Source organism: Mycobacterium sp. 852002-10029_SCH5224772 (assembly GCF_001667315.1).
Taxonomy (GTDB): domain Bacteria; phylum Actinomycetota; class Actinomycetes; order Mycobacteriales; family Mycobacteriaceae; genus Mycobacterium.
In genome coordinates this window covers 85,092-103,847 of the sequence record NZ_LZHT01000011.1, presented here as the reverse complement: position 1 = coordinate 103,847, position 18,756 = coordinate 85,092, and the positions used below count along the sequence as shown (strand labels likewise).

At 67.5% G+C, this 18,756-nt stretch carries 20 protein-coding genes; 14 read left to right on the top strand and 6 right to left on the bottom strand.

Going from position 1 to position 18,756, the window contains the following annotated elements:
- Positions 1 to 43 precede the first annotated feature (43 nt).
- From A5775_RS03625 to A5775_RS03615, 3 genes are all read left to right on the top strand, one after another.
- Positions 44 to 676 (top strand): TetR/AcrR family transcriptional regulator, encoded by a 633-nt coding sequence (locus A5775_RS03625; RefSeq protein WP_067247618.1) that lies wholly within the window; start codon positions 44 to 46, stop codon positions 674 to 676.
- Complete coding sequence (locus A5775_RS03620) at positions 669 to 2,195, top strand: FAD-dependent monooxygenase (protein WP_067247615.1); 1,527 nt, start codon at positions 669 to 671, stop codon at positions 2,193 to 2,195. The genes A5775_RS03625 and A5775_RS03620 overlap by 8 nt, the downstream gene beginning before the upstream one ends.
- A gap of 86 nt (positions 2,196 to 2,281) precedes the next feature.
- A complete protein-coding gene (locus tag A5775_RS03615) occupies positions 2,282 to 3,148 on the top strand; it encodes a sulfurtransferase (RefSeq protein ID WP_067247683.1) in 867 nt (288 codons plus the stop codon).
- A 1-nt stretch (position 3,149) separates the two neighbouring features.
- Here A5775_RS03615 and A5775_RS03610 read toward each other — a convergent pair whose 3' ends face one another.
- Together A5775_RS03610 and A5775_RS03605 are read right to left on the bottom strand one after the other, a co-directional pair.
- On the bottom strand, positions 3,150 to 4,406 hold the full coding sequence (locus A5775_RS03610; protein ID WP_067247611.1) for a cytochrome P450: 1,257 nt from the start codon (positions 4,404 to 4,406) through the stop codon (positions 3,150 to 3,152).
- Positions 4,403 to 4,975 (bottom strand): TetR/AcrR family transcriptional regulator C-terminal domain-containing protein, encoded by a 573-nt coding sequence (locus tag A5775_RS03605; protein ID WP_067247607.1) that lies wholly within the window; start codon positions 4,973 to 4,975, stop codon positions 4,403 to 4,405. Before A5775_RS03605 ends, A5775_RS03610 begins: the two co-directional genes overlap by 4 nt.
- 98 nt (positions 4,976 to 5,073) lie before the next feature.
- On the opposite strand from A5775_RS03605, the gene A5775_RS03600 reads away from it, so the two are divergent.
- Genes A5775_RS03600 through A5775_RS03580 form a run of 5 tightly spaced genes read left to right on the top strand, consistent with a single transcriptional unit; the run spans position 5,074 to position 9,053 of the window.
- The gene (locus A5775_RS03600) at positions 5,074 to 5,856 is read left to right on the top strand and encodes an SDR family NAD(P)-dependent oxidoreductase (RefSeq protein WP_067247603.1); all 783 of its coding nucleotides are present in this window, start codon (positions 5,074 to 5,076) and stop codon (positions 5,854 to 5,856) included.
- Positions 5,853 to 6,725, top strand: a complete 873-nt coding sequence (locus A5775_RS03595) for an LLM class F420-dependent oxidoreductase (protein WP_067247600.1) — start codon at positions 5,853 to 5,855, stop codon at positions 6,723 to 6,725. The genes A5775_RS03600 and A5775_RS03595 overlap by 4 nt, the downstream gene beginning before the upstream one ends.
- A complete protein-coding gene (locus A5775_RS03590) occupies positions 6,725 to 7,453 on the top strand; it encodes a hypothetical protein (protein WP_067247596.1) in 729 nt (242 codons plus the stop codon). The genes A5775_RS03595 and A5775_RS03590 overlap by 1 nt, the downstream gene beginning before the upstream one ends.
- Before the next feature lie 44 nt (positions 7,454 to 7,497).
- Positions 7,498 to 8,010, top strand: coding sequence for a lipoprotein LpqH (locus A5775_RS03585; RefSeq protein ID WP_067247593.1), 513 nt, complete (start codon positions 7,498 to 7,500; stop codon positions 8,008 to 8,010).
- Positions 8,011 to 8,054: 44 nt separating this feature from the next.
- Complete coding sequence (locus A5775_RS03580) at positions 8,055 to 9,053, top strand: alpha/beta fold hydrolase (protein WP_067247590.1); 999 nt, start codon at positions 8,055 to 8,057, stop codon at positions 9,051 to 9,053.
- Positions 9,054 to 9,126: 73 nt separating this feature from the next.
- Here the strand turns inward: A5775_RS03580 and A5775_RS03575 are convergent, their stop codons facing one another.
- Positions 9,127 to 10,332, bottom strand: coding sequence for a cytochrome P450 (locus A5775_RS03575; RefSeq protein ID WP_067247587.1), 1,206 nt, complete (start codon positions 10,330 to 10,332; stop codon positions 9,127 to 9,129).
- Positions 10,333 to 10,368: 36 nt separating this feature from the next.
- Positions 10,369 to 11,040, bottom strand: coding sequence for a TetR/AcrR family transcriptional regulator (locus tag A5775_RS03570; RefSeq protein WP_067247584.1), 672 nt, complete (start codon positions 11,038 to 11,040; stop codon positions 10,369 to 10,371).
- Positions 11,041 to 11,233: 193 nt separating this feature from the next.
- Between A5775_RS03570 and A5775_RS03565 the strand changes: the two genes are divergently transcribed.
- On the top strand, positions 11,234 to 12,022 hold the full coding sequence (locus A5775_RS03565; RefSeq protein WP_067247581.1) for a spirocyclase AveC family protein: 789 nt from the start codon (positions 11,234 to 11,236) through the stop codon (positions 12,020 to 12,022).
- 10 nt (positions 12,023 to 12,032) lie between these two features.
- A complete protein-coding gene (locus A5775_RS25820) occupies positions 12,033 to 12,215 on the top strand; it encodes a hypothetical protein (RefSeq protein ID WP_067247578.1) in 183 nt (60 codons plus the stop codon).
- Positions 12,216 to 12,219: 4 nt separating this feature from the next.
- On the opposite strand, the gene A5775_RS03555 is transcribed toward A5775_RS25820, so the two are convergent.
- On the bottom strand, positions 12,220 to 13,194 hold the full coding sequence (locus A5775_RS03555) for an LLM class flavin-dependent oxidoreductase (RefSeq protein WP_067247575.1): 975 nt from the start codon (positions 13,192 to 13,194) through the stop codon (positions 12,220 to 12,222).
- Between the two features lie 416 nt (positions 13,195 to 13,610).
- On the opposite strand from A5775_RS03555, the gene A5775_RS03550 reads away from it, so the two are divergent.
- On the top strand, positions 13,611 to 14,705 hold the full coding sequence (locus A5775_RS03550) for a dihydrodipicolinate reductase (RefSeq protein ID WP_067247570.1): 1,095 nt from the start codon (positions 13,611 to 13,613) through the stop codon (positions 14,703 to 14,705).
- A gap of 9 nt (positions 14,706 to 14,714) precedes the next feature.
- A complete protein-coding gene (locus tag A5775_RS03545) occupies positions 14,715 to 15,920 on the top strand; it encodes a MalY/PatB family protein (protein WP_067247566.1) in 1,206 nt (401 codons plus the stop codon).
- A 16-nt stretch (positions 15,921 to 15,936) separates the two neighbouring features.
- Here the strand turns inward: A5775_RS03545 and A5775_RS03540 are convergent, their stop codons facing one another.
- Positions 15,937 to 16,665 (bottom strand): DUF2652 domain-containing protein, encoded by a 729-nt coding sequence (locus A5775_RS03540; RefSeq protein WP_067247562.1) that lies wholly within the window; start codon positions 16,663 to 16,665, stop codon positions 15,937 to 15,939.
- A 112-nt stretch (positions 16,666 to 16,777) separates the two neighbouring features.
- Between A5775_RS03540 and A5775_RS03535 the strand changes: the two genes are divergently transcribed.
- Both A5775_RS03535 and A5775_RS03530 read left to right on the top strand, forming a co-directional pair.
- Complete coding sequence (locus A5775_RS03535) at positions 16,778 to 17,683, top strand: haloalkane dehalogenase (protein WP_067247558.1); 906 nt, start codon at positions 16,778 to 16,780, stop codon at positions 17,681 to 17,683.
- 134 nt (positions 17,684 to 17,817) lie between these two features.
- The gene (locus A5775_RS03530) at positions 17,818 to 18,444 is read left to right on the top strand and encodes a TetR/AcrR family transcriptional regulator (protein WP_067247554.1); all 627 of its coding nucleotides are present in this window, start codon (positions 17,818 to 17,820) and stop codon (positions 18,442 to 18,444) included.
- Positions 18,445 to 18,756 lie beyond the last annotated feature (312 nt).

Genomic DNA, 18,756 nt, shown 5'->3' with positions numbered 1-18,756 from the left:
GGCAATATTGCCTACCGGGCACGTTTTGCGTAGGGTGGCACCCATGACCGGACTGCGGGAGCGCAAAAAAGCCGACACCCGGCGCGCGCTCAGTGATGCCGCGCTGCGTCTGGCGTTCGAGCGCGGGCTGGAAAACGTGACGCGCGAAGACGTCGCAAACCTGGCCGGCGTTTCACTGCGCACGTTCAACAACTACTTCAGCGGCAAATATGAGGCGCTGGCTTACCGCCAGGCCGAACGCGTGCGCCGCAGCGTCGCGCTACTGCGGGAGCGTCCCGCCGACGAGCCGCTGTGGATGGCGATCACCCATGCCGTGCTGGAGCCGCTGGAGGCCGACTTCGGCGACGTGTACGGCGACGAGAACCAAGCGCCCAGCCGCCAGGAACTCGTCGAGGTGCGCAAGTTGCTCATGCAACCGCAAGTGCGAAACTCGGTGCCGCAGGACCATTTCGACGAATTCCTCCACGTGATCGCCGACCGCACCGGCACCGACGCCGAGCGCGATCTCTACCCGCGACTGGTGATGGCCGTCGTGCGGGCCGTGGGCGATGCGGCGGCGGACGCCTACGCGCGGGCCGATCCGCCGGTGGCCATCACCGCGTTGATCCGCTCGGGCTTCGCCGGCGTCGAGGCGGGCCTACCCGAACCCACCAGAAAGAAGGCAGCTCGTGGCTGACGAACAAGCCGACGTCGTCATCGCCGGCGCGGGCCCCAACGGGCTGCTGCTGGCATGCGAGCTGGCACTGGCCGGCCTCAGGCCCGTCGTGCTCGACCCTCTGCCCGGCCCCAGCTCCGAGCCGAAGGCCAACGGCCTTGTCGGGCAGGTCGTTCGGATGCTGGACATGCGCGGCCTGTATCAGGCCTTCACCGGCGACGACGGGCCACCCCAGCCCAGCCCGGGCTGGATGTTCGCGGCCATGCCGCTGATCTTCTCCGACGTACCCGACAACCCGATGTACGCGATGCTCATGCCGCAGCCACGACTGGTGCGGCTGCTGGAGAAGCGGGCCCGCGACCTCGGGGTGGACCTGCGCTGGAGCCACGAACTCGTCGGCATCGCGGCGGCGCCGGAATCCGTTGCGCTGAGGGTCTCGTCACCCGAACGCGACTACACCATCACCGCCGGCTACGCCGTCGGCGCCGACGGCGGACGCAGCCTGGTTCGCAAGTCCCTGGGCATCGACTTCCCCGGCACCACCTCACCGATGGTCAGCCGCCTTGCGCACGTGCACATCCCCGACGAGTACCGGCGCCCGGACATCGCCGGCATCGAGATTCCGGGATTCGGCCCGCTTCGCTTCGGGCACAGCCGCTTTGACCGAGGCGGGATCATCTACGCCGAATTCGAGCCGGGTCGGGCGCTGCTGGGGACCATCGAATTCGGCCCACCGGTCGCCGAGGTGCCGATGACCCTGGAAGAGCTGCGCGAGAGCGCCCGCCGCGTGCTGGGCGCCGACATCCCGTTCGAGGAGCCGAAAGACGCCGGGCCCCATGCCCTTCGGCGGATCAACGGACAGAACACCCGACACGCCGAGCGCTACCGCAAGGGCCGGGTCCTGCTGCTCGGCGACGCCGCACACGTGCACAGCGCGATGGGCGGCCCGGGCCTGAACCTGGGCCTGCAGGACACCATCAACCTGGGCTGGAAGCTGGCCGCCGAGATCAACGGCACGGCGCCGGCCGGACTGCTCGACACCTACCAGTCCGAGCGCCACCCGGTCGGTCAGCGCGTCATGATGCACTCGCTATCCCAGATCGCGCTCATGGCACCGGGGCCCGAAGTCGCCGCGCTACGAACACTGTTGGGCGAGCTCTTCACCTTCCCGGACGCGCAACAGCACATGGCGGCGCTGCTCGCCGGATCCGACGTGCGCTACGACGTGGGCGACGACCACCGGCTGTCAGGCCACCTCGTGCCCGACCTGACCCTCGACGACGGCCGGCGGGTGGCCCAACTGCTCCACGACGCCCGCCCGGTCCTGCTCGATCTCGGCGGCGGCGTCGCCGACGCGGCGCGCGGCTGGGACGATCGTGTCGACGTCGTCACCGCGAGCGCCGCCGGGCGCCCCGCCGCGGCGCTGCTGATCCGGCCGGACGGCTATGTGGCATGGGCCGCCGACGAATTCGGGTCGACTCAAGAAGCGACCCTGCGCGCCGCATTGCAGCGCTGGTTCGGGCCGCCGACGAACGGATAGCGGCGCCCGACACGGCAGCGCATCGGGCCGCGACCGGCATGCTGGCGATCCTGGCTAGTCTCGATGGAGACGCTGAGGAGGAGCCGGTGCAAGCACGCGATCGGGTATTGATCACCGCCGCCGAGTTGGCCGGCATCATTGGGGCGGGCGATCCGGTGAGCATCCTGGACGTGCGGTGGAGGATCGACGAGCCCGACGGGCGCGCGGCCTACCTGAAGGGACACATCCCGGGCGCGGTGTATGTCTCGCTCGACGAGGACCTCAGCGACCACTCGATGTCCGGACGGGGTCGTCATCCCCTGCCGTCGGGACGCGGCATCGAGGCCGCCGCGCGGAAATGGGGAGTCCGGCAGGACGCACCGGTGGTGGCCTACGACGACTGGAATCGCGCGGGCTCGGCACGCGCATGGTGGGTGCTGACCGCGGCGGGACTGGACAACGTCCGCATTCTCGACGGTGGTTTGGGCGCGTGGCGATCGGCCGGCTACGGTCTCGAGTCCGGGCCCGTCGAACCGGCGACGGGGAATGTGGTTGTGCCGCACGGTGATTTGTATGCCGGACGCCGCCCGACGCTGACGGCCGAACGGGTGGCCGACGGCACCGTGTCGCTGCTCGATGCGCGAGCGCCGGAGCGCTACCGCGGCGACGTGGAGCCGCTCGATCCGGTTGGCGGCCACATCCCCGGCGCAAAGAATCTTCCCAGCGTCGCCGTCCTGGGGGGCGATGGCACCTTTCAGGCCGACGACGCGATCGCGCAACTGTTGTCCGATCGCGGGATCGAACGGCACGACGCGGTGGCCGGCTACTGCGGTTCCGGTGTGACCGCCACGGTGGTGATCGCCGCGCTCGCCGCGATGGGCCGCGACGCAGCGCTGTATCCGGGGTCATGGTCGGAGTGGAGTTCGGATCCGTCCCGTCCCGTGGAGCGCGGCGAGCCGCGACCGACTCACTGAATCACGTTGTGCACGGCAGCCTTTTGATGCCGTGGAAGAACGAGGAGCGCAGCCGGTCGGGCGGTCCGGTGACGGCCAGGCCGGGCACGTTCGGGTAGAGCTCTTCGAGCATGACGCGCAGTTCGAGCCGGGCCAATTGCGCACCGAGGCAGAAGTGCACTCCCCCGCCCCCGAAGGCGGCGTGGCCGGCGTCGGGGCGGGTGATGTCGAACTGGTCCGGCCCGTCGAAGACGTCCTCGTCGCGGTTGGCGGACAGGTAGTGCATCAGCACCCAGTCGCCGGACGGGATTCGTTGCCCGCGGATCTCGACGTCACGGGTCACGGTGCGCCGGAAGTGCATCACCGGGGTCGCCCAGCGCAACAGCTCCTCCACCGCGGGCCTGATCGCCGCGGGGTCCCGGGCGAGCAGGGCCTGTTGCTCGGGGTGCTCGGAGAGCGCCAAAATGCCGTGGCTCAACGTGTTACGGGTCGTTTCGTTACCGGCGATCGCCAGCAACAGAAAAAACTCGTTGAGCTGGTCGCGGTTGAGCTTTTCGCCGTCCACCTCGGCCGCGAGCAGCGCCGACAAGATATCGTCGGTGAGGCCGTGCTTGCGCCGATGTTCCACCAATTCCCCGCAGTAGGAAAACATTTCGGCCGCGGCCTGGCCCAGCGCCTCCGGCGTGGGGGCGTAGTCGGGATCTTCGATGCCCAGGCTTCCGATGGCGTTGCTCCAGCGGAACACGTCCATCCGGTCCTCGGCGGGCACCCCGAGGACGTCGGCGATCACCTGCAGCGACATCTCGGCGGAAATGTCTGTCACCGCGTCGAATTCGCCCTTGTCGGTGATGCCGGCCACGATGTCGCGCGCCACTTGCCGCATCCGCGGTTCCAGCCGCTGCACGTTGCGGACGGTGAAGCCCTGGTTGATCAGCTTGCGGAAGTGAACGTGGCGCGGCGGATCGATGCCGGGCAGCATCGCCGAGTCGGGCCCGGCCTCGGCCTCCACCAGGGTGTTGCCCTTGCTGCTGCTGAAGGTATCGGTGTCGCGGCTGACCAGGCGCACGTCGGCGTGCTTGGTCAACAGCCACGCCCTGGGTAGCCCGGGCAGCTGTACGGGGTGCACCGGTGAGTTGGCCCGCAGCCTCGTCATCGCGTCGTAGGGGGCGCCGCTGACAAAGGTGTCGGGATCCAGCACCGCCGCCGCGTCGCGGTCGGCCGCGGTGTCCAGGTTCTCCGGGACCAGGGATTTCACCAGCGTGGGCTTGGCAATGCTCAAGACGACACCGTTCCTTCCTGTCGCGAGGCCCTGATCCCGGCGATGATCACCTCGAGGCCCGCGCGAAAGTGGTTGGCGGCCTGGCGCTTGCCGGGTTGCGCCGGGCGTGCCTCCTGCAGGCTGACCGAGCCCAGCAGGTAGGTGTACAACACCGAATGGGCCGCCGCTGCAACCGGTTTGGTGAGGCCGGCCTCGGCGAGCAGCGACCGGCTGAGTGTGTCGAGCCGATGGGCGGATTCACCGCCGCCGTTGGCTTGCAGGACGCCCGCAATGCCGGGCACCGAAAGGATGACTTCGCGGGCCGCGCAGTAGAGATTTTTCAGCCGGGTGTCCCACGCCCCCGTCTCGACGACCGGAATGTCGGCCAGCACCGATTCGGCCAGCAGGTCCAGGGCGGCCCGCTTGCCCGGTACGTGGTAGTACACCGAGGGCACCGCGGCGCCGAGCCCAGCCGCCAACTCGCGCATCGTCACGCCCTGCACACCGACGCGGCGGGCCAACTCACGCAGGGCGGCCACCACCCGGACCCGGTCGAGTTCGCCATAGGGCCGGCGCACCGCGGCTGTCACCGCGACACCCCCCTACTCGCGGCGGCCGATCGACTCGGGCCAGATTCGAGCACTGTTAGAATCTACCCTGACATGAATCAGTCTGGGAAGACCACGTTATGACCGGCCGGCTCGACGGCAAGGTCGCGATCATCACCGGGGCCAGCACCGGCCTGGGGCCCGTGCTGGGCGCGTTATTCGTGCGTGAGGGCGCCCAGGTGCTGCTGGCGGCGCGGCGCGAAGAGCTGGTCCGCGCGGCCGCGCGGGCAGCCGGCCCCGGGGCCATCGCCATGCGCGCCGACGTGACCGACGAGAACGACGTCGCGGCCATGGTGGCGCGGGCGGTCGAAGAGTTCGGCCAGGTCGACATCCTGTGCAACAACGCCGCCGCTCCCGGCCAGGACCGGTGGATCTGGGAACAGACGCTGGACAACTGGAACGACACCATCGCCATCGACGTCACCGCCGCGATGCTGTGCACCCGCGAGGTGCTCAACCAGTCGATGTTGCAGCGCCGCCGCGGCGTCATCCTGAATTTCTCCTCCACAGTCAGTTATTCCGGCATGGTGCGCAAGACGCACTACGTCACCGCCAAGGCGTCACTGCGGGCGTTCACCAAGGCCGTCGCCCTCGAGGTCGGCCCGCACGGCATCCGGTGCAACTGCATCGTGCCCGGCGCCATCGACACCGACCTGTGGCGCAAGTGGGTGCAACGCACCGCCGACGAGCAAGGCGCCGACGTCGAAACTGTACGCGCAAGACAACTCAAAGGCGTTGCGCTGCAGGATATCTCCTCGCCGGAGGACATCGCGAACCTGGCGTTGTTCTTGGCGAGCGACGAAAGCCGCACCATCACCGGTCAATCGATTCCCGTCGACGCCGGGGGATACATGCAGGGATGAGTGCCAAACTGTCCGTGGCCACCCCGGTGGTGACGATGTTCCCCCGGAGCAGCGGCGACTGGGAGAAGCACGCCACCATCGAGGACCTGGCACAGATCGCCGAGGCCGCCGATCGGCTCGGGTATCACCACCTGACCTGCAGCGAGCACGTTGCGCTGCCCGCGGCCGAGCGGGGCCGCCGCGGCACCCGCTATTGGGATCCGCTGGCGACCTTCGGCTACCTGGCCGCGCGCACCCGACGAATTCGGTTGGCCACCAACGTGCTGGTGCTCGGCTACCACCATCCGCTCGAGATCGCCAAACGCTACGGCACCCTGGACCAGGTCAGCGGCGGCAGGCTGATCCTGGGGGTTGGCGTCGGCAGCCTCAAAGACGAGTTCGATCTGCTCGGCGAGCCCTTCGACGACCGCGGCCGGCGCGCCGACGACGCGCTGCGGGCACTGCGCGCCTCGCTGTCGGTGCCCGAACCCGCCTACCGGGGCGAGTTCTATTCCTTCGGCGGCATGGTCGTCGATCCCTGCGCGGTCCAAGACCACGTCCCCATCTGGATCGGTGGGCGAACGCTGCGATCGCTGCGGCGCGCCGCGACACTGGCCGACGGCTGGGCGCCCTTCAACGTGAGCCTGGACCAGGCGCGAGACTGGCTCAGCCGCTTCGAGTTTGGTCCCGGATTCGACGTCGTCCTGCCCCCTCCCGCACTGCTGGACCCGATCGGCGAGCCGGAGCGGACCCGGGACCTGCTCGGCGAGACCGCCGCGCACGGCGCGACCATCGTCAGCGCCGCGTTCCGCCACGCCTCGCTGCCGCATTACCTGGAAAATCTGCAGGCGCTTGCCGAACTCCATCCCCCGACCGGCGATTCCCCGTAATGCGCGTCAAGGCAGGCATTTTCAGCCTCACCGCCGCCGCACCGCCCGATGACGATGGTGAGTATCTTCGCTGGCACCTGCTGGATCACATGCCCGAGCAATACCAGCTGCCGGGCATCGTGCACGGGTTGCGCTGGGTCGCCGACGGCGATTACGCCGACCACCGCCTCGCCGCCCACGGTCCGCTGGGCGAAATCGGCAACGCGGTGCACTATTTGGTCGCCGACCCGGTCGAAGAGACCTTCGACGACTTCGTCACCCTCGGGCGCGCGTTGCGCGACAACGGCCGCTTTCCCGTCGTGCGGCCGTCGCTGCAAGTGGCCGGCCTGCGCCTGCTGCAGTGGCGGTCCTCGCCGCACGCGTTGATCTCGCCGGAGGTGGTGCCGTTTCGGCCGCACCGCGGCATCGTGCTGATCGTCGAGGAGCCCACCGACGGTCGCCCGGACGACTGGCTGCAATGGCTGCACGCCCAGCACTATCCGGCGCTGCTCGCGACACCGGGCACGGCCGGCGCGTGGACATTCGGGTCCAGCGCCGGGTGGAGCCACCTGCCGCGAGGGTGGCGAACCGACCACCAGTACATCAGCGTCGTCTACCTCGACGAGGATCCGCTGGCCACCATCGACGCGCTGGCTCCCCTCATCGAAGAGCGTTGGCGTTCAACGGCCGTGCGGCCCGTGTTCGCCGGGCCGCTGCGCAGCATGATCAGCTGGGAAGCGTGGCCGTAACGGGCAGGTTTATAGTCCTCATGACCGTCTAGCGGAGGACCGATATGACAAACCTTCAGCGGGGCATCGTTCGTGTGGCCGCCGCGCTCGGCGTAGTGGCGCTGGGGGCGAGTCTGCCGGCCTGTTCCGGCAAGGAAAGTCACCCGGCGGCCCCCACGAGTTCGACTCCTGCTTTGACGAGCACGACCGTGATGATCGATGGGAACAAGCACACGATGATCGCCGCAGTCGACTGCATCAGCTCGGCGGCCCAGCCGAATGCGTCGCCGCCGGAATCGGGAGACCTCACCACCCGTATCACCGTGCGCGATGATGCGGCGTCGGTGTCGGTGGCCGTGTCGGACGAACGCCCGCCCACCGTCGACGGCTTCGCGATTTCGCTCAAGCTCGACAACGGCCAGTATCAGCTGCCCTATCAGGGGACCAATTCGCCGACTCAGGTCCAGGCGACCAAGGATGGCAAGAGCTACACGATCACCGGAACGGGCCAGGCGACCACACCGGGTCAAAGCGGTGCGCGCGAGGTCAGATTCGGAATCCACGTGACATGCCCGTAGGCGTCGTGGTTGTCTGCCGCTCCCTCCTCTGAAAGGCTGACAGCTTGGACATCTTCGCGCAGTGGCAAGAGGGCGGCACGGAACTTCGTTGGCGGTCGTCCACCGCGGCCAACGATGCCCGAGAAGTCGCGGTGTTCAGTCGCCGTTGCGGCACTCCCGGCGCGCCCGCGCTGGTGCTGGTGCACGGCTTTCCGACGTCGAGCATCGACTACTTCGCCCTGACCGCCGAGCTGGGCGCGGAGTTCGACATCTACCTGCTGGACTTTCCCGGCTACGGGCTCTCCGACAAACCGCCCGAGCCCTATGTGTACTCGCTCTACGACGACGCGCGTCTGCTGGTCTACGCCATCACCGAGGTGTGGCAGCTCACCGACTACCGCATGCTCACCCACGACCGCGGCAGCAGCGTCGGCATGATCGCGCTGGGCATGCTGGCCGCCCTGGATCCGCCGGCCGTGCCCGCCGACCTGATCGTGACGAATGCCAATATCTACCTTCCGCTTTCGAATCTCACCGCGTTCCAGGCCGCGCTGCTTGATCCCGCGACCGCGCGGGCCACCGCCGCGGCGGTGACGCCGGAGATGCTGGCAGCCGGCATGGGCGCCAGCATCTTCATGCCGCGGCGGACATTGGACGATCCGGAGATCGCTGCGCTGGCCAAATGCTTCGCCCACAACGACGGAATCCGGGTACTGCCCGACACGATTCAATACCTCCACGAGCGCGCCGCCGACGAAACCAGTTGGCTGGAGGCGCTTTCCGAGAGCGACGTCAACACCACCGTGGTGTGGGGCCTGCACGACAACGTGGCACCGTTGCGGGTCCCCAACCACGTCTGGCAGACGTATCTGAAGAACAAGCCAGGCCGCAACCGCTACTGGGTGGTTCCGGGCGCCGACCACTATCTGCAGTGCGACGCCCCGGCGCAACTGGCCCAGATCGTGCGCCTCACCGCCCAGGGCGAGGACATCCCACTGCAGACGCTAGGAAACCAGCCCGACGGCGCGGTGTTGGTGGACCAGAGCGAGTCGAGCGCGTCCTAGCCACGCCGAGCGTGACGCAGTAGTCACATTCGACGCCGAGCGTGACGCTGTAGTCACGTTCGCGGCCGCAAACTCACCGAGTGACCACCGGCAGGCGTGCCCATCCGCGCACGCTCGCGGTGTGCGCGCGCTCGGCGTTGGCGTAGTCGACGTCCCAGTCCGGCCAACGCTTCAGCACCTCTTCGAAGGCCACCCGCCCTTCCATCCGGGCCAGTGCCGAGCCCAGGCAGAAGTGCAGGCCCTGCCCAAAGCTGAGGTGGCCGCCCGCCTGCCGGTGGATGTCGTAGCGGTCCGGATCGGCAAACCGACGCGGGTCGCGGTTGGCGGAACCGTTGAGCAGCAACATGAATGACCCCTCGGGGACCACGCGGCCATACTGCTCGGCGTCCTGCGCCACATAGCGTGCCTGGACCGGCGACGGGGGTTCGAAGCGCAGCGTCTCCTCGATCGCGCCGGGGATCAGGGACGGGTCGGCGACGAGTTCGCGGCGCTGTTCGGGGTGATCCGACAGCAGCTGTCCCATGAACCCGATGAGCCGGGCGGTCGTCTCGTTCCCGGCGCCGGCGATCATGGCGGTGTAGGCCAGGACCTCGGTGCGCGACAGCGGGCGCCGGGTCCCGTCGGGTTCGTCGATCTCGGCCCGCAACAGCTCGGTCATCAGGTCGTCGGATGGATGACTGGCCCGCCATTCGATGTACTCGGCGAACAGGGCAATGGAATTCGCGAAGATGTTCGCATCGACCGCGGCGGGGTCGCTGTCCTTGGACAATTCGATGTTGGCGACGCTGCGGTCCCGGATCTTCTCTTGATCGGCCTCCGGGATGCCCAACAGGTAGCCGATGGTCCGCATCGGCATCATGGCCCCGAGATCGGCGATGAAGTCGAAGCCGTCGGCGCCGACCAGCGGGTCAAGCTCGCGGACGCAGAAGCCGCGCACCAGATCCTCCACGGCCAGCATGCGCCGCGGGGTGAAAACGCGCGACAGCAACCGGCGATGCAGATCGTGCAACGGAGGATCCTCGAACAGCAAAATGCCGGGCGGCACTTCGATATTGGCGAACAGGATGTCGGCGGTGGTCCCCCGGCCGGACCGGTAGGTCTGCCAGTTGGGCAATTCGCGCGCCACGTCCTCGTAGCGGCTCAGCGCGTAGAAGTTGTACTTCTCGTTGTAATACAGTGGCGCTTCCTCGCGCATGCGCTTCCACACCGGGTAGGGGTTGTCGTCGATGGCGGAGTCGAAGGGGTCGTAGTACAAATCGATCGTGCTGGTGCCTGTCATTACCAATTCCTCTGGTGCGGTGACGGATTGAACGGCTCAGCCGTTCCTGTGCAGGAAGCCGTGCAGGATTGCCTGGATGAGTTCGTCGACGATGGTCTCCCTCGGCGGCGGCTCGGTGCCGAAGTAGGTCGACCGCAACGCCGCCATGCCGGCGATCATCGCCACCGTCGAGTGGGCGGGCAGGTCGGGATGGTCCGAGCGCAGACCCCGCAGGTGCATGCCTTCGGCGCTGATCTGACCGAGCGCCGTGATGGCCTGCCGGATCTCGGCGATGCCGGCGTCGGCCTTTTCTTCCTCGCTGAGCGCCTCGGATGCCATCAGGGTCAGCAGCAGACCTTGATGTTCGACGAACACGTCGTAGAGCTGCCCGACAAAGCGGCGCGCCAGCTCCTCCTCGTCGGTCTCCTCGGGCACGACCGACTGCCAGGTCCGGCGGAATTCCTCGACGAAATCGGTGAAGGGCAGCACGAGCGCCTCGCGAAACAGCGCGGCCTTGGAGCCGAAGTGACGAAACAACAGGTGCTCGGTAACGCCTGCGGCCTGGGCGATTTCACGCGTCGTCGTGCTGCGGTAGTCCTGCCGGGCGAAGCGTGCCCGCGCGGTGTCGAGCAGCAGCTTGCGCGGGGCGCCGCGGGGCCGGCGCACCGAGGCCGATGAAGCAGATGCCTGCGCCGCACTGCGCTTCGTGCCGCTCGGCCGCTGGGCCACGTTGCCTCCTCACCCGATGGTTGACTGCTCTTAGGATAGTGTGCACTATCTAACGAGTCGAGCTCGAATCGGGAAGGGGTGCGACCGTGGGCGCTGTCATCATGCTCGGCACGCTGTTCGGATTGATCGTTCTGATCTTCGGGCTGGTGCTGCGCTTCGACCCACAGGCACGCCGGAGCCAAGGAGCCGACCAGTGAGCTCGCAGATGACGCCGCTGATGCAGGCGGCCAGCGGCTTCGCGCTCGTCGGGGGCGTCACGTTCACCCTCCTCGGGATTTACCTGAGCGTGCGCCAGCGGCGCGTGCACCCACTCCTGCTGCTGTGCATCTCGGCGATGTCTTTCTCGTGGATCGAGGCGCCCTACGACTGGGCGATGTACGCACAGTTCCCACCAGCCATCCCCCGCATGCCGTCGTGGTGGCCGCTGAACATGACCTGGGGTGGCCTGCCCCTGTTCGTGCCCGTCGGTTACATCTCCTACTTCGTGTTGCCGGCCGTGACGGGTGCTGCGCTGGGCCGATGGGTGGCGGCTAAATTCCATTGGCGCAGGCCCCAAACGCTGTTGGTGGTCGGTCTCATCGTCGGCTTCTGCTGGGCGCTGTTCTTCAACGGGTTCCTGGGCGCCAAGCTCGGCGTGTTCTACTACGGCCGCGTGATTCCCGGGCTCGCGATCCGCGAGGGAACCCTGCACCAGTACCCGCTCTACGACTCCCTGGCGATGGGCATCCAGATGATGCTCTTCACCTACCTGCTGGGCCGGACCGACGCCCAAGGCCGCAACGTCATCGAGATGTGGGCCCAGCACAGGTCGAAGAATCGCGTCACCTCCTCGATCCTGTCCGTCGTCGCCGTGATCGTCATCGGAAACGTCCTCTACGGGGCGGTTTTCGCGCCTCACCTGGTGACGAAGCTGGGTGGCTGGGTGACCACCGAACCGCCGGCGGGTGAGCTGTTCCCGGGCGTCCCGAACCAACCGAAGTAGCCGAGCCCCGATGAGCTACGAAAGCAATGCCGAGCCGATCGAGATCGGCTACCTGATGGACTTTCGGTTGCCCGACGCCTTTCCCGCCACGTATTTCGAAGACCTGACCCGGCCTTTTGACTATCTGGTGGCGCGGCGACTCGACGCCGACGGCGTCAATTCCCACCTCGTCGACCGCTTCGGCGAGGAGTAAGGGCTTACGACAAAGCTTGCGGCAGCACGACCTCGCCGACGCGCTGCAGATAGGGCCACGCGATGTCCGGCGGCAGCCCGCCGCACAGCGGCGACAGGTTGAGCACCTTGCCCGCACGGACCCGCGAAATCGCCTCGGGGACAGAGATAATCACGTGCGACGTCCCCGTCTCACGCAGCTCGTCGACGGTGTTGACGTGGGAGAAGCCGGCCGTAGTCTCGTCGCCGGGGTTCCACGCGGCGTAGGTTCGCACGTCGTGCAGCAGGTGATCGCCGATCTCCTTCCACGCCCGATCGACGTCGTCGGCGACGAACACGACCGAGGGGGTGTTGCGGTCGGGAAACATCGTCGGGCCCGGCGTGTGGCCGTGCTCGCGGCATGCCTCTTCGTAAGCCTCCTGAATGCCCGGCGCGTTGGCGTTGCCCAGCATGCCCAGGCCGTACCGGCCGGCCCGGCGGGCCGCCGCGACCGTCCCCCCACCCCACATCAGCCCCGGGCCACCGGGGGTCAGCGGGCGAGGCGTGACCGTGATCCGCCGCCCGTCTTCGACGACGGTTTCACCGGCAAGCAGGCGCCGCAGCAGCGCGAGCTTCTCGTCGCAGACGCGACCGCGCTTCTTGATGGGCACGCCGAAGTGCTCGAACTCCTCGGGCCGGTAGCCCAGCGCCAAGATGTACGACGCCCGCCCGTTGCTGATGATGTCGAGGACCGCCATGTCCTCGGCGAGGCGCACGGTTTCGTAGAACGGAAAGATCAGGATCAGGCTCAACGCCAGACGCTGGGTTCGCGCGGCCACCGCCGAGGCCAGCAAAAACGGTGACGGCAAATACCCGTCCTCGGAGCCGTGGTGCTCACACAGCACGGCGGCGAGACCGCCGTGCTCCTCGGCCCAGGCGGACATTTCGGGCGCCGCGGCGTAGAGATCGGTTGGGGCCGCGGCCCATTCGGGATCGCGCATGTCGAAGCGCAGCGTGTACACGGCAAACTCCTAGGTGGCCTAATCTTGGTGATGCACGTTACACCTTCAGCCGAAGGCGTAAAGCGGCAGAGCCATGGGGGTGTCCAGCGAGCTCAGCAGGCCCGCGGACGGCGCGCCCCAACCGGGGGCGCGCATGTCGAACCTGAGGGTGAACACCAGGGCTCGTCCGCGGCCTGCTGGGGATGGGGGGAAGTGCCCGCCTCGCAGCGACAACGCGGCCCCGAATCGTGGCTCGGAACCGGGAAAAGCGCCGATTCGGCCCTCACCGCCGCAGACTAACCTAAAATTTGTTCGTTAAGATAGTGCGTGCTTTCTTAACCCTGGACCGCGCGGACCGGCCGCGCGCGTCGCGAACACATGAAAGCCGCGGTGGCCGTTGCACTTACGCCGCCGGCGTGCGTACCTGAGGAGGAACGATGACGGCTCATCGCGTGGTGGTGTGGGCGACAGGCGGGATCGGCTCGATCGCCATCCGCGCCATCTCACGGCGCCCGAATCTGGAGTTGGTCGGTGTCTGGGTGCACTCGGACGACAAGGTCGGCAAGGATGCGGGCGAACTGGCCGGCGGCGAGCCGATCGGAGTTGCCGCCACGAACGACGGGGACGCGCTGATCGCCCTCAAACCCGACTGCGTCATCTACGCGGCCAGCGGCCCGGAACGCGACGCGCTGGCGATGCCGGACTACGCCAGGCTGCTCGAAGCCGGGATCAACGTCGTGACGACCAGCACCACGCGACTGGTCAACCCGCACGCCTACGAACCCGCGGAGTGGCGCGACCAACTGGTCGCCGCGGCCAAGCGGGGACAGGTTTCGCTGTACGCGTCGGGCATCGAGCCGGGCTTCGCCGCCGACTACCTACCGCTGGTGCTGTCCACCCAGTCATCGGTCATCGAACAAATCCACTCGTTCGAGATCGGCCTCTACGACGACTACGGGGTTCCCGACATCATGAGCGACGCGCTGGGTTTCGGCCGGCCGCTCGACTACCAGCCCTGGATCAGCTATCCCGGCGCGATCGCCGGCGAATGGCAGGGGCAGATCCGGTTGATCGCCGACGCGCTGGGGGTCGAAGTCCAGGAAGTCCGCGAGAGTTTCGATCGCGCCGTCACCGAGCGGACGCTCGAGGTCGCGATGGGCACCGTCGACGCCGGAACCTGTGGTGCGCTGCGGATGCAGGCGATCGGCGTGGTCGACGGTCGCGAGGCCATCGTCATCGAGCACGTCACCCGGCTCGCCCACGACGTGGCCCCCGACTGGCCCCGCGGGATCGGCGATCTGTCCTATCGCGTCGTGATCACCGGCGACCCCGACCTCGACTGCACCCTGGCGGCGACGCTGCGGGATCCCCGCCGGGCCGGAATCGCGGGCATGACCTCGGGGGCGGGCGCCATGGTCGCCACCGCGATGCGCGTCGTCAATGCCGTGCCGTATGTCGTTGCCGCCCAGCCGGGCCTGCTGAGCTCGGTGGACCTGCCGTTGACGATTCCAAAGCACGCGTTCGCCACTTAATCTGCCCGAGTGACATTTAATCCCCTCGAAGAGCTCACGCTGGAGCAACTGCGGCTGCGCACCAGCATGAAATGGTGTGCCCATCCCGCCGATGTCCTACCGCTGTGGGTCGCCGAGATGGACGTCAACCTGCCGCCCACGGTGGCCGAGGCGCTGCGCAGGGCCATCGGCAACGGCGACACCGGATACCCCTGCGGCACGGCGCTGGCCGAGGCGGTCAGCGAATTCGCCGCCCGGCACTGGCAGTGGCATGACCTGGAGGTGGGCCGCACCGCTCTCGTCCCCGACGTCATGCTCGGCATCGTCGAGGTGTTGCGTCTGGTCACCGATCGCGGGGATGCCGTCGTCGTCAATCCCCCTGTCTACGCACCGTTTTACGCGTTCGTCGCGCACGCCGGCCGCCGGGTGATCGAGGCCCCGCTCGCCGACGGGCGCATCGATCTGAACGCCTTGGCGGAGGCCTTTTCCCGGGCCCGCGCGGGGTCCGACAAGGACGCCAAAGTGGCCTACCTGTTGTGCAATCCGCACAACCCGACGGGCGCGGTGCACACCCTCGAGGAGCTGCGCGGGGTGGCCGAGCTCGCGCGCCGGTTCGGCGTCCGAGTGGTGTCCGACGAGATCCATGCGCCCGTCATTCTGTCGGGATCGCGATTCACCCCCTTCCTGACGGTCCCGGGAGCGGAGAACGCCTTCGCCCTGACATCCGCGTCCAAAGCCTGGAGTCTGTCCGGGTTGAAAGCGGCCCTGGCCATCGCCGGGCCGGAGGCGGCCGCCGACCTGAACCGGATGCCGGAGGAGGTAGGCCACGGGCCCAGCCACCTCGGCGTCATCGCGCATGCCGAGGCATTCCGCAGCGGCGGCGGATGGCTCGACGCGACGCTGCGGGGCCTCGACGAGAAACGGACGCTGCTGGGCGAGTTGGTCGCCGAGCACCTTCCCGGCGTGAAATACCAATGGCCACAAGGCACTTACCTGGCGTGGCTGGACTGCCGGGAATTCGGTTTCGACGAAGAGGTCACCGATGGCCTCGCGGTGGTTGCCGACCTGTCCGGACCGGCCCGCTGGTTTCTCGAACATGCCCGGGTGGCGCTCAGCTCGGGGCACGTGTTCGGAACCGGCGGGGCCGGACACGTGCGATTGAACTTCGCCACCTCGCGCGCCATTCTCACCGAGGCCGTGTCGCGCATGGGACGGGCGCTCGCCGATGCTCGGTAGCGCCGCAGGCACGGCTTTACGCCGAGAGTTCGTCGGCCGCCCGCCCCAAGTTGCGGAACCCTTCAGCGGGCTCCTTCATGCCGAGCGAGAACGGCAGGGTGTTGAGCTCGAGCTTCATCGTCGCGCCGAGCCGGCGCAACAAGCTGCGCTCCGGCGCCGCGACGGGCACTTGCACCGTCGCGAGGTCGATGTAGTGCGTCGACGTTTCACCGATGCCGTCGAACACGTGGAGCATGGGAGTGCACAGCCCGCGCATCTGCTCATCGAGACATTCCGCGACGGGATCGGTCATCAGCACGTATTCGGCAACCGGCACCATGTTTTTCAGCATTCGGTGCACCAGGATCACGTCGAGGCCCGCCAACTCGACATGGCGTTTGACCTTCTGATCAGCCACCTCGCCTACGTGCACCACGAACTTGAGCGAGAGCTTCTCCAGCTGTCCGCAACTCGCACACTGGCAGGCAATGTCGTTTTTCATCCGCTCCCGCCGCTCCAAGAACGACGTGCGCATCCGTGACAGCCGCTCGCACACCACCATTTTGGCGTTGGTATCCGGCGCCCAGAAGAAGGCGGCGTCGCCCTCGAGTTTGGCCAGCTTCAGACCCTTGGCGGCGTTGATGACCGACTCCAGCAGGCCCGCGACCGTCAACTGGGCATGGGCAAGGTGCGTCCGGTTCCACTGCATGTAATGCGTGTAACCGCCGATGTCGGCTATGAGGAGAACCGCGCGCCGAATTGCCATGAATCAACCAGTTTAGTGGCCTCGGGGGCGTAGCTCAATGAATCTCCCACTAGACGAATGCGCGCCGGCGCGAGAGGCTAGCAGAGGTGCCGGTTCACCGGAGGAGCTGAATATGCATGTGCTGCGAACCCCGGACTCCCGATTCGAAAACCTGGAGGGCTACCCGTTCATAGCGCATTATCTTGACGTCACGGCGAGCGACACCCGGCCGCTGCGCATGCACTACCTCGACGAGGGGCCGATCGAAGGATCGTCGATCGTTCTGCTGCACGGCGAGCCCACGTGGAGCTATCTCTACCGCACCATGATCACGCCGCTGGCCGAGGCCGGGAACCGCGTGCTCGCGCCCGACCTGATCGGCTTCGGACGTTCGGACAAGCCCAGCCGGATCGAGGATTACACCTACCAGCGGCACGTGGAATGGGTGATCTCGTGGTTCGAGCACCTCAACCTCAGTGATGTCACGCTGTTCGTGCAGGACTGGGGATCGTTGATCGGGCTGCGCATCGCCGCCGAGCAGCCTGACCGCGTCGGGAGGCTGGTGGTGGCCAACGGTTTCCTCCCGACCGCGCAACGGCGCACCCCGCCCGCCTTCCACGCCTGGCGCGCCTTCGCGCGCTACTCCCCCGTGCTGCCCGCGGGCCGCATCGTCAGCGCCGGCACCGTCCGGCGGGTGTCGTCGAAGGTGCGGGCCGGGTACGACGCGCCCTTCCCCGACAAGACGTATCAGGCCGGGGCCCGGGCGTTCCCCCAGTTGGTCCCCACCTCACCGAGCGATCCGGCGGTTCCGGCCAACAGGCGGGCGTGGGATGCGCTCAGCCGCTGGGAAAAACCGTTTCTTGCCATCTTCGGTGCCCGCGATCCGATCCTCGGACAGGCAGACACCCCGCTGATCAAGCACATCCCCGGCGCCGCGGGCCAGCCGCACGCCCGCATCAACGCCAGCCATTTCATCCAAGAGGACCGCGGGCCCGAACTGGCCGAACGCGTACTGTCGTGGCAGCAGGCGCTGCTCTGAGCGAATCACCAAACCTGGCTTTAGCCAACATGTCTCGATCAAGCCGTTCCATTCGGCATCGCTGAGATCTGACAATGCTCGATCCGTTGTATGATTGGGCGGTTGAGCGTTGAACGGGGTGAGGTCTTCTAATCATGGGCAGGAAGGGGTGGGGTGGCGCGCCTCCGGCGGACGATGAGGAGGCGCGCAAGCGCATCGTCGATGCGGCCATCCGGAGCATGGAGCGCCGGGGTTCCCGGGGAACCAGCCTGTCCACCATCGCCGGCGACCTCGGCATCACCCGCCCCACGGTCTATCGCTACTTCGCCACTATCGACGGGCTCATCACCACGGCCAGCGACGTCGCCCTGGGCGGGTGGACCGCCCGGATCGCCGACCTCACGTCAGGCATCAAGGACCCGGTGGACCTGCTTGTCGAGGCGGTGGCCTACCTCGTCGAGCGGCTCCCCCAGGAACCGCTGTTGATGACGCTGCTGGAAACCGAACGAACGCGCTTGATGAGCCAGCAGATGGTGATGGGGGAATCAATCGCAAGATCGCGAGTGTTGTTGGAGCACACCGGGATCGACTGGGCCGCGTTGGGTTATCGCGGCAAAGACTTCGACGTTCTGGTCGAGTACCTGCTTCGCCTCATTCAGTCCATGGTTCTGGTTCCCTCGCAGCCGCCGCGCACCGCGCGCCAGCTACGGGCCACGCTCAGGCATTGGATCGGGCCGGTGGTGCTGACGCCGCCGCGCAAAGCGCACCGGAAACGGCGCTAAGTCAGCTGCCGCGGTGCTTCACCGCCGACGACGACGGCCGTGGCCGGCTGCTCCGGCAGCTCGTCGGCGTACCACGCCGAAGATCTGGGCCCCGGCAACGACGACCTGTGCCGGCGGTTAACCCCCTACGTGCATCGGCTTTTGGTCACGGCCCCCCACCACGATATGGGCGGGTAGTCGACGGAGAATATCCCCGCGTCGGCCCCGATGACAGCAACCGAGAAAACTGTACCGGTCGATGATTATCTTGTACGATGATGATCATGGCACCCACGGCGCTTCGAACGTAATGTTTTGCGGCGCAAATACTCA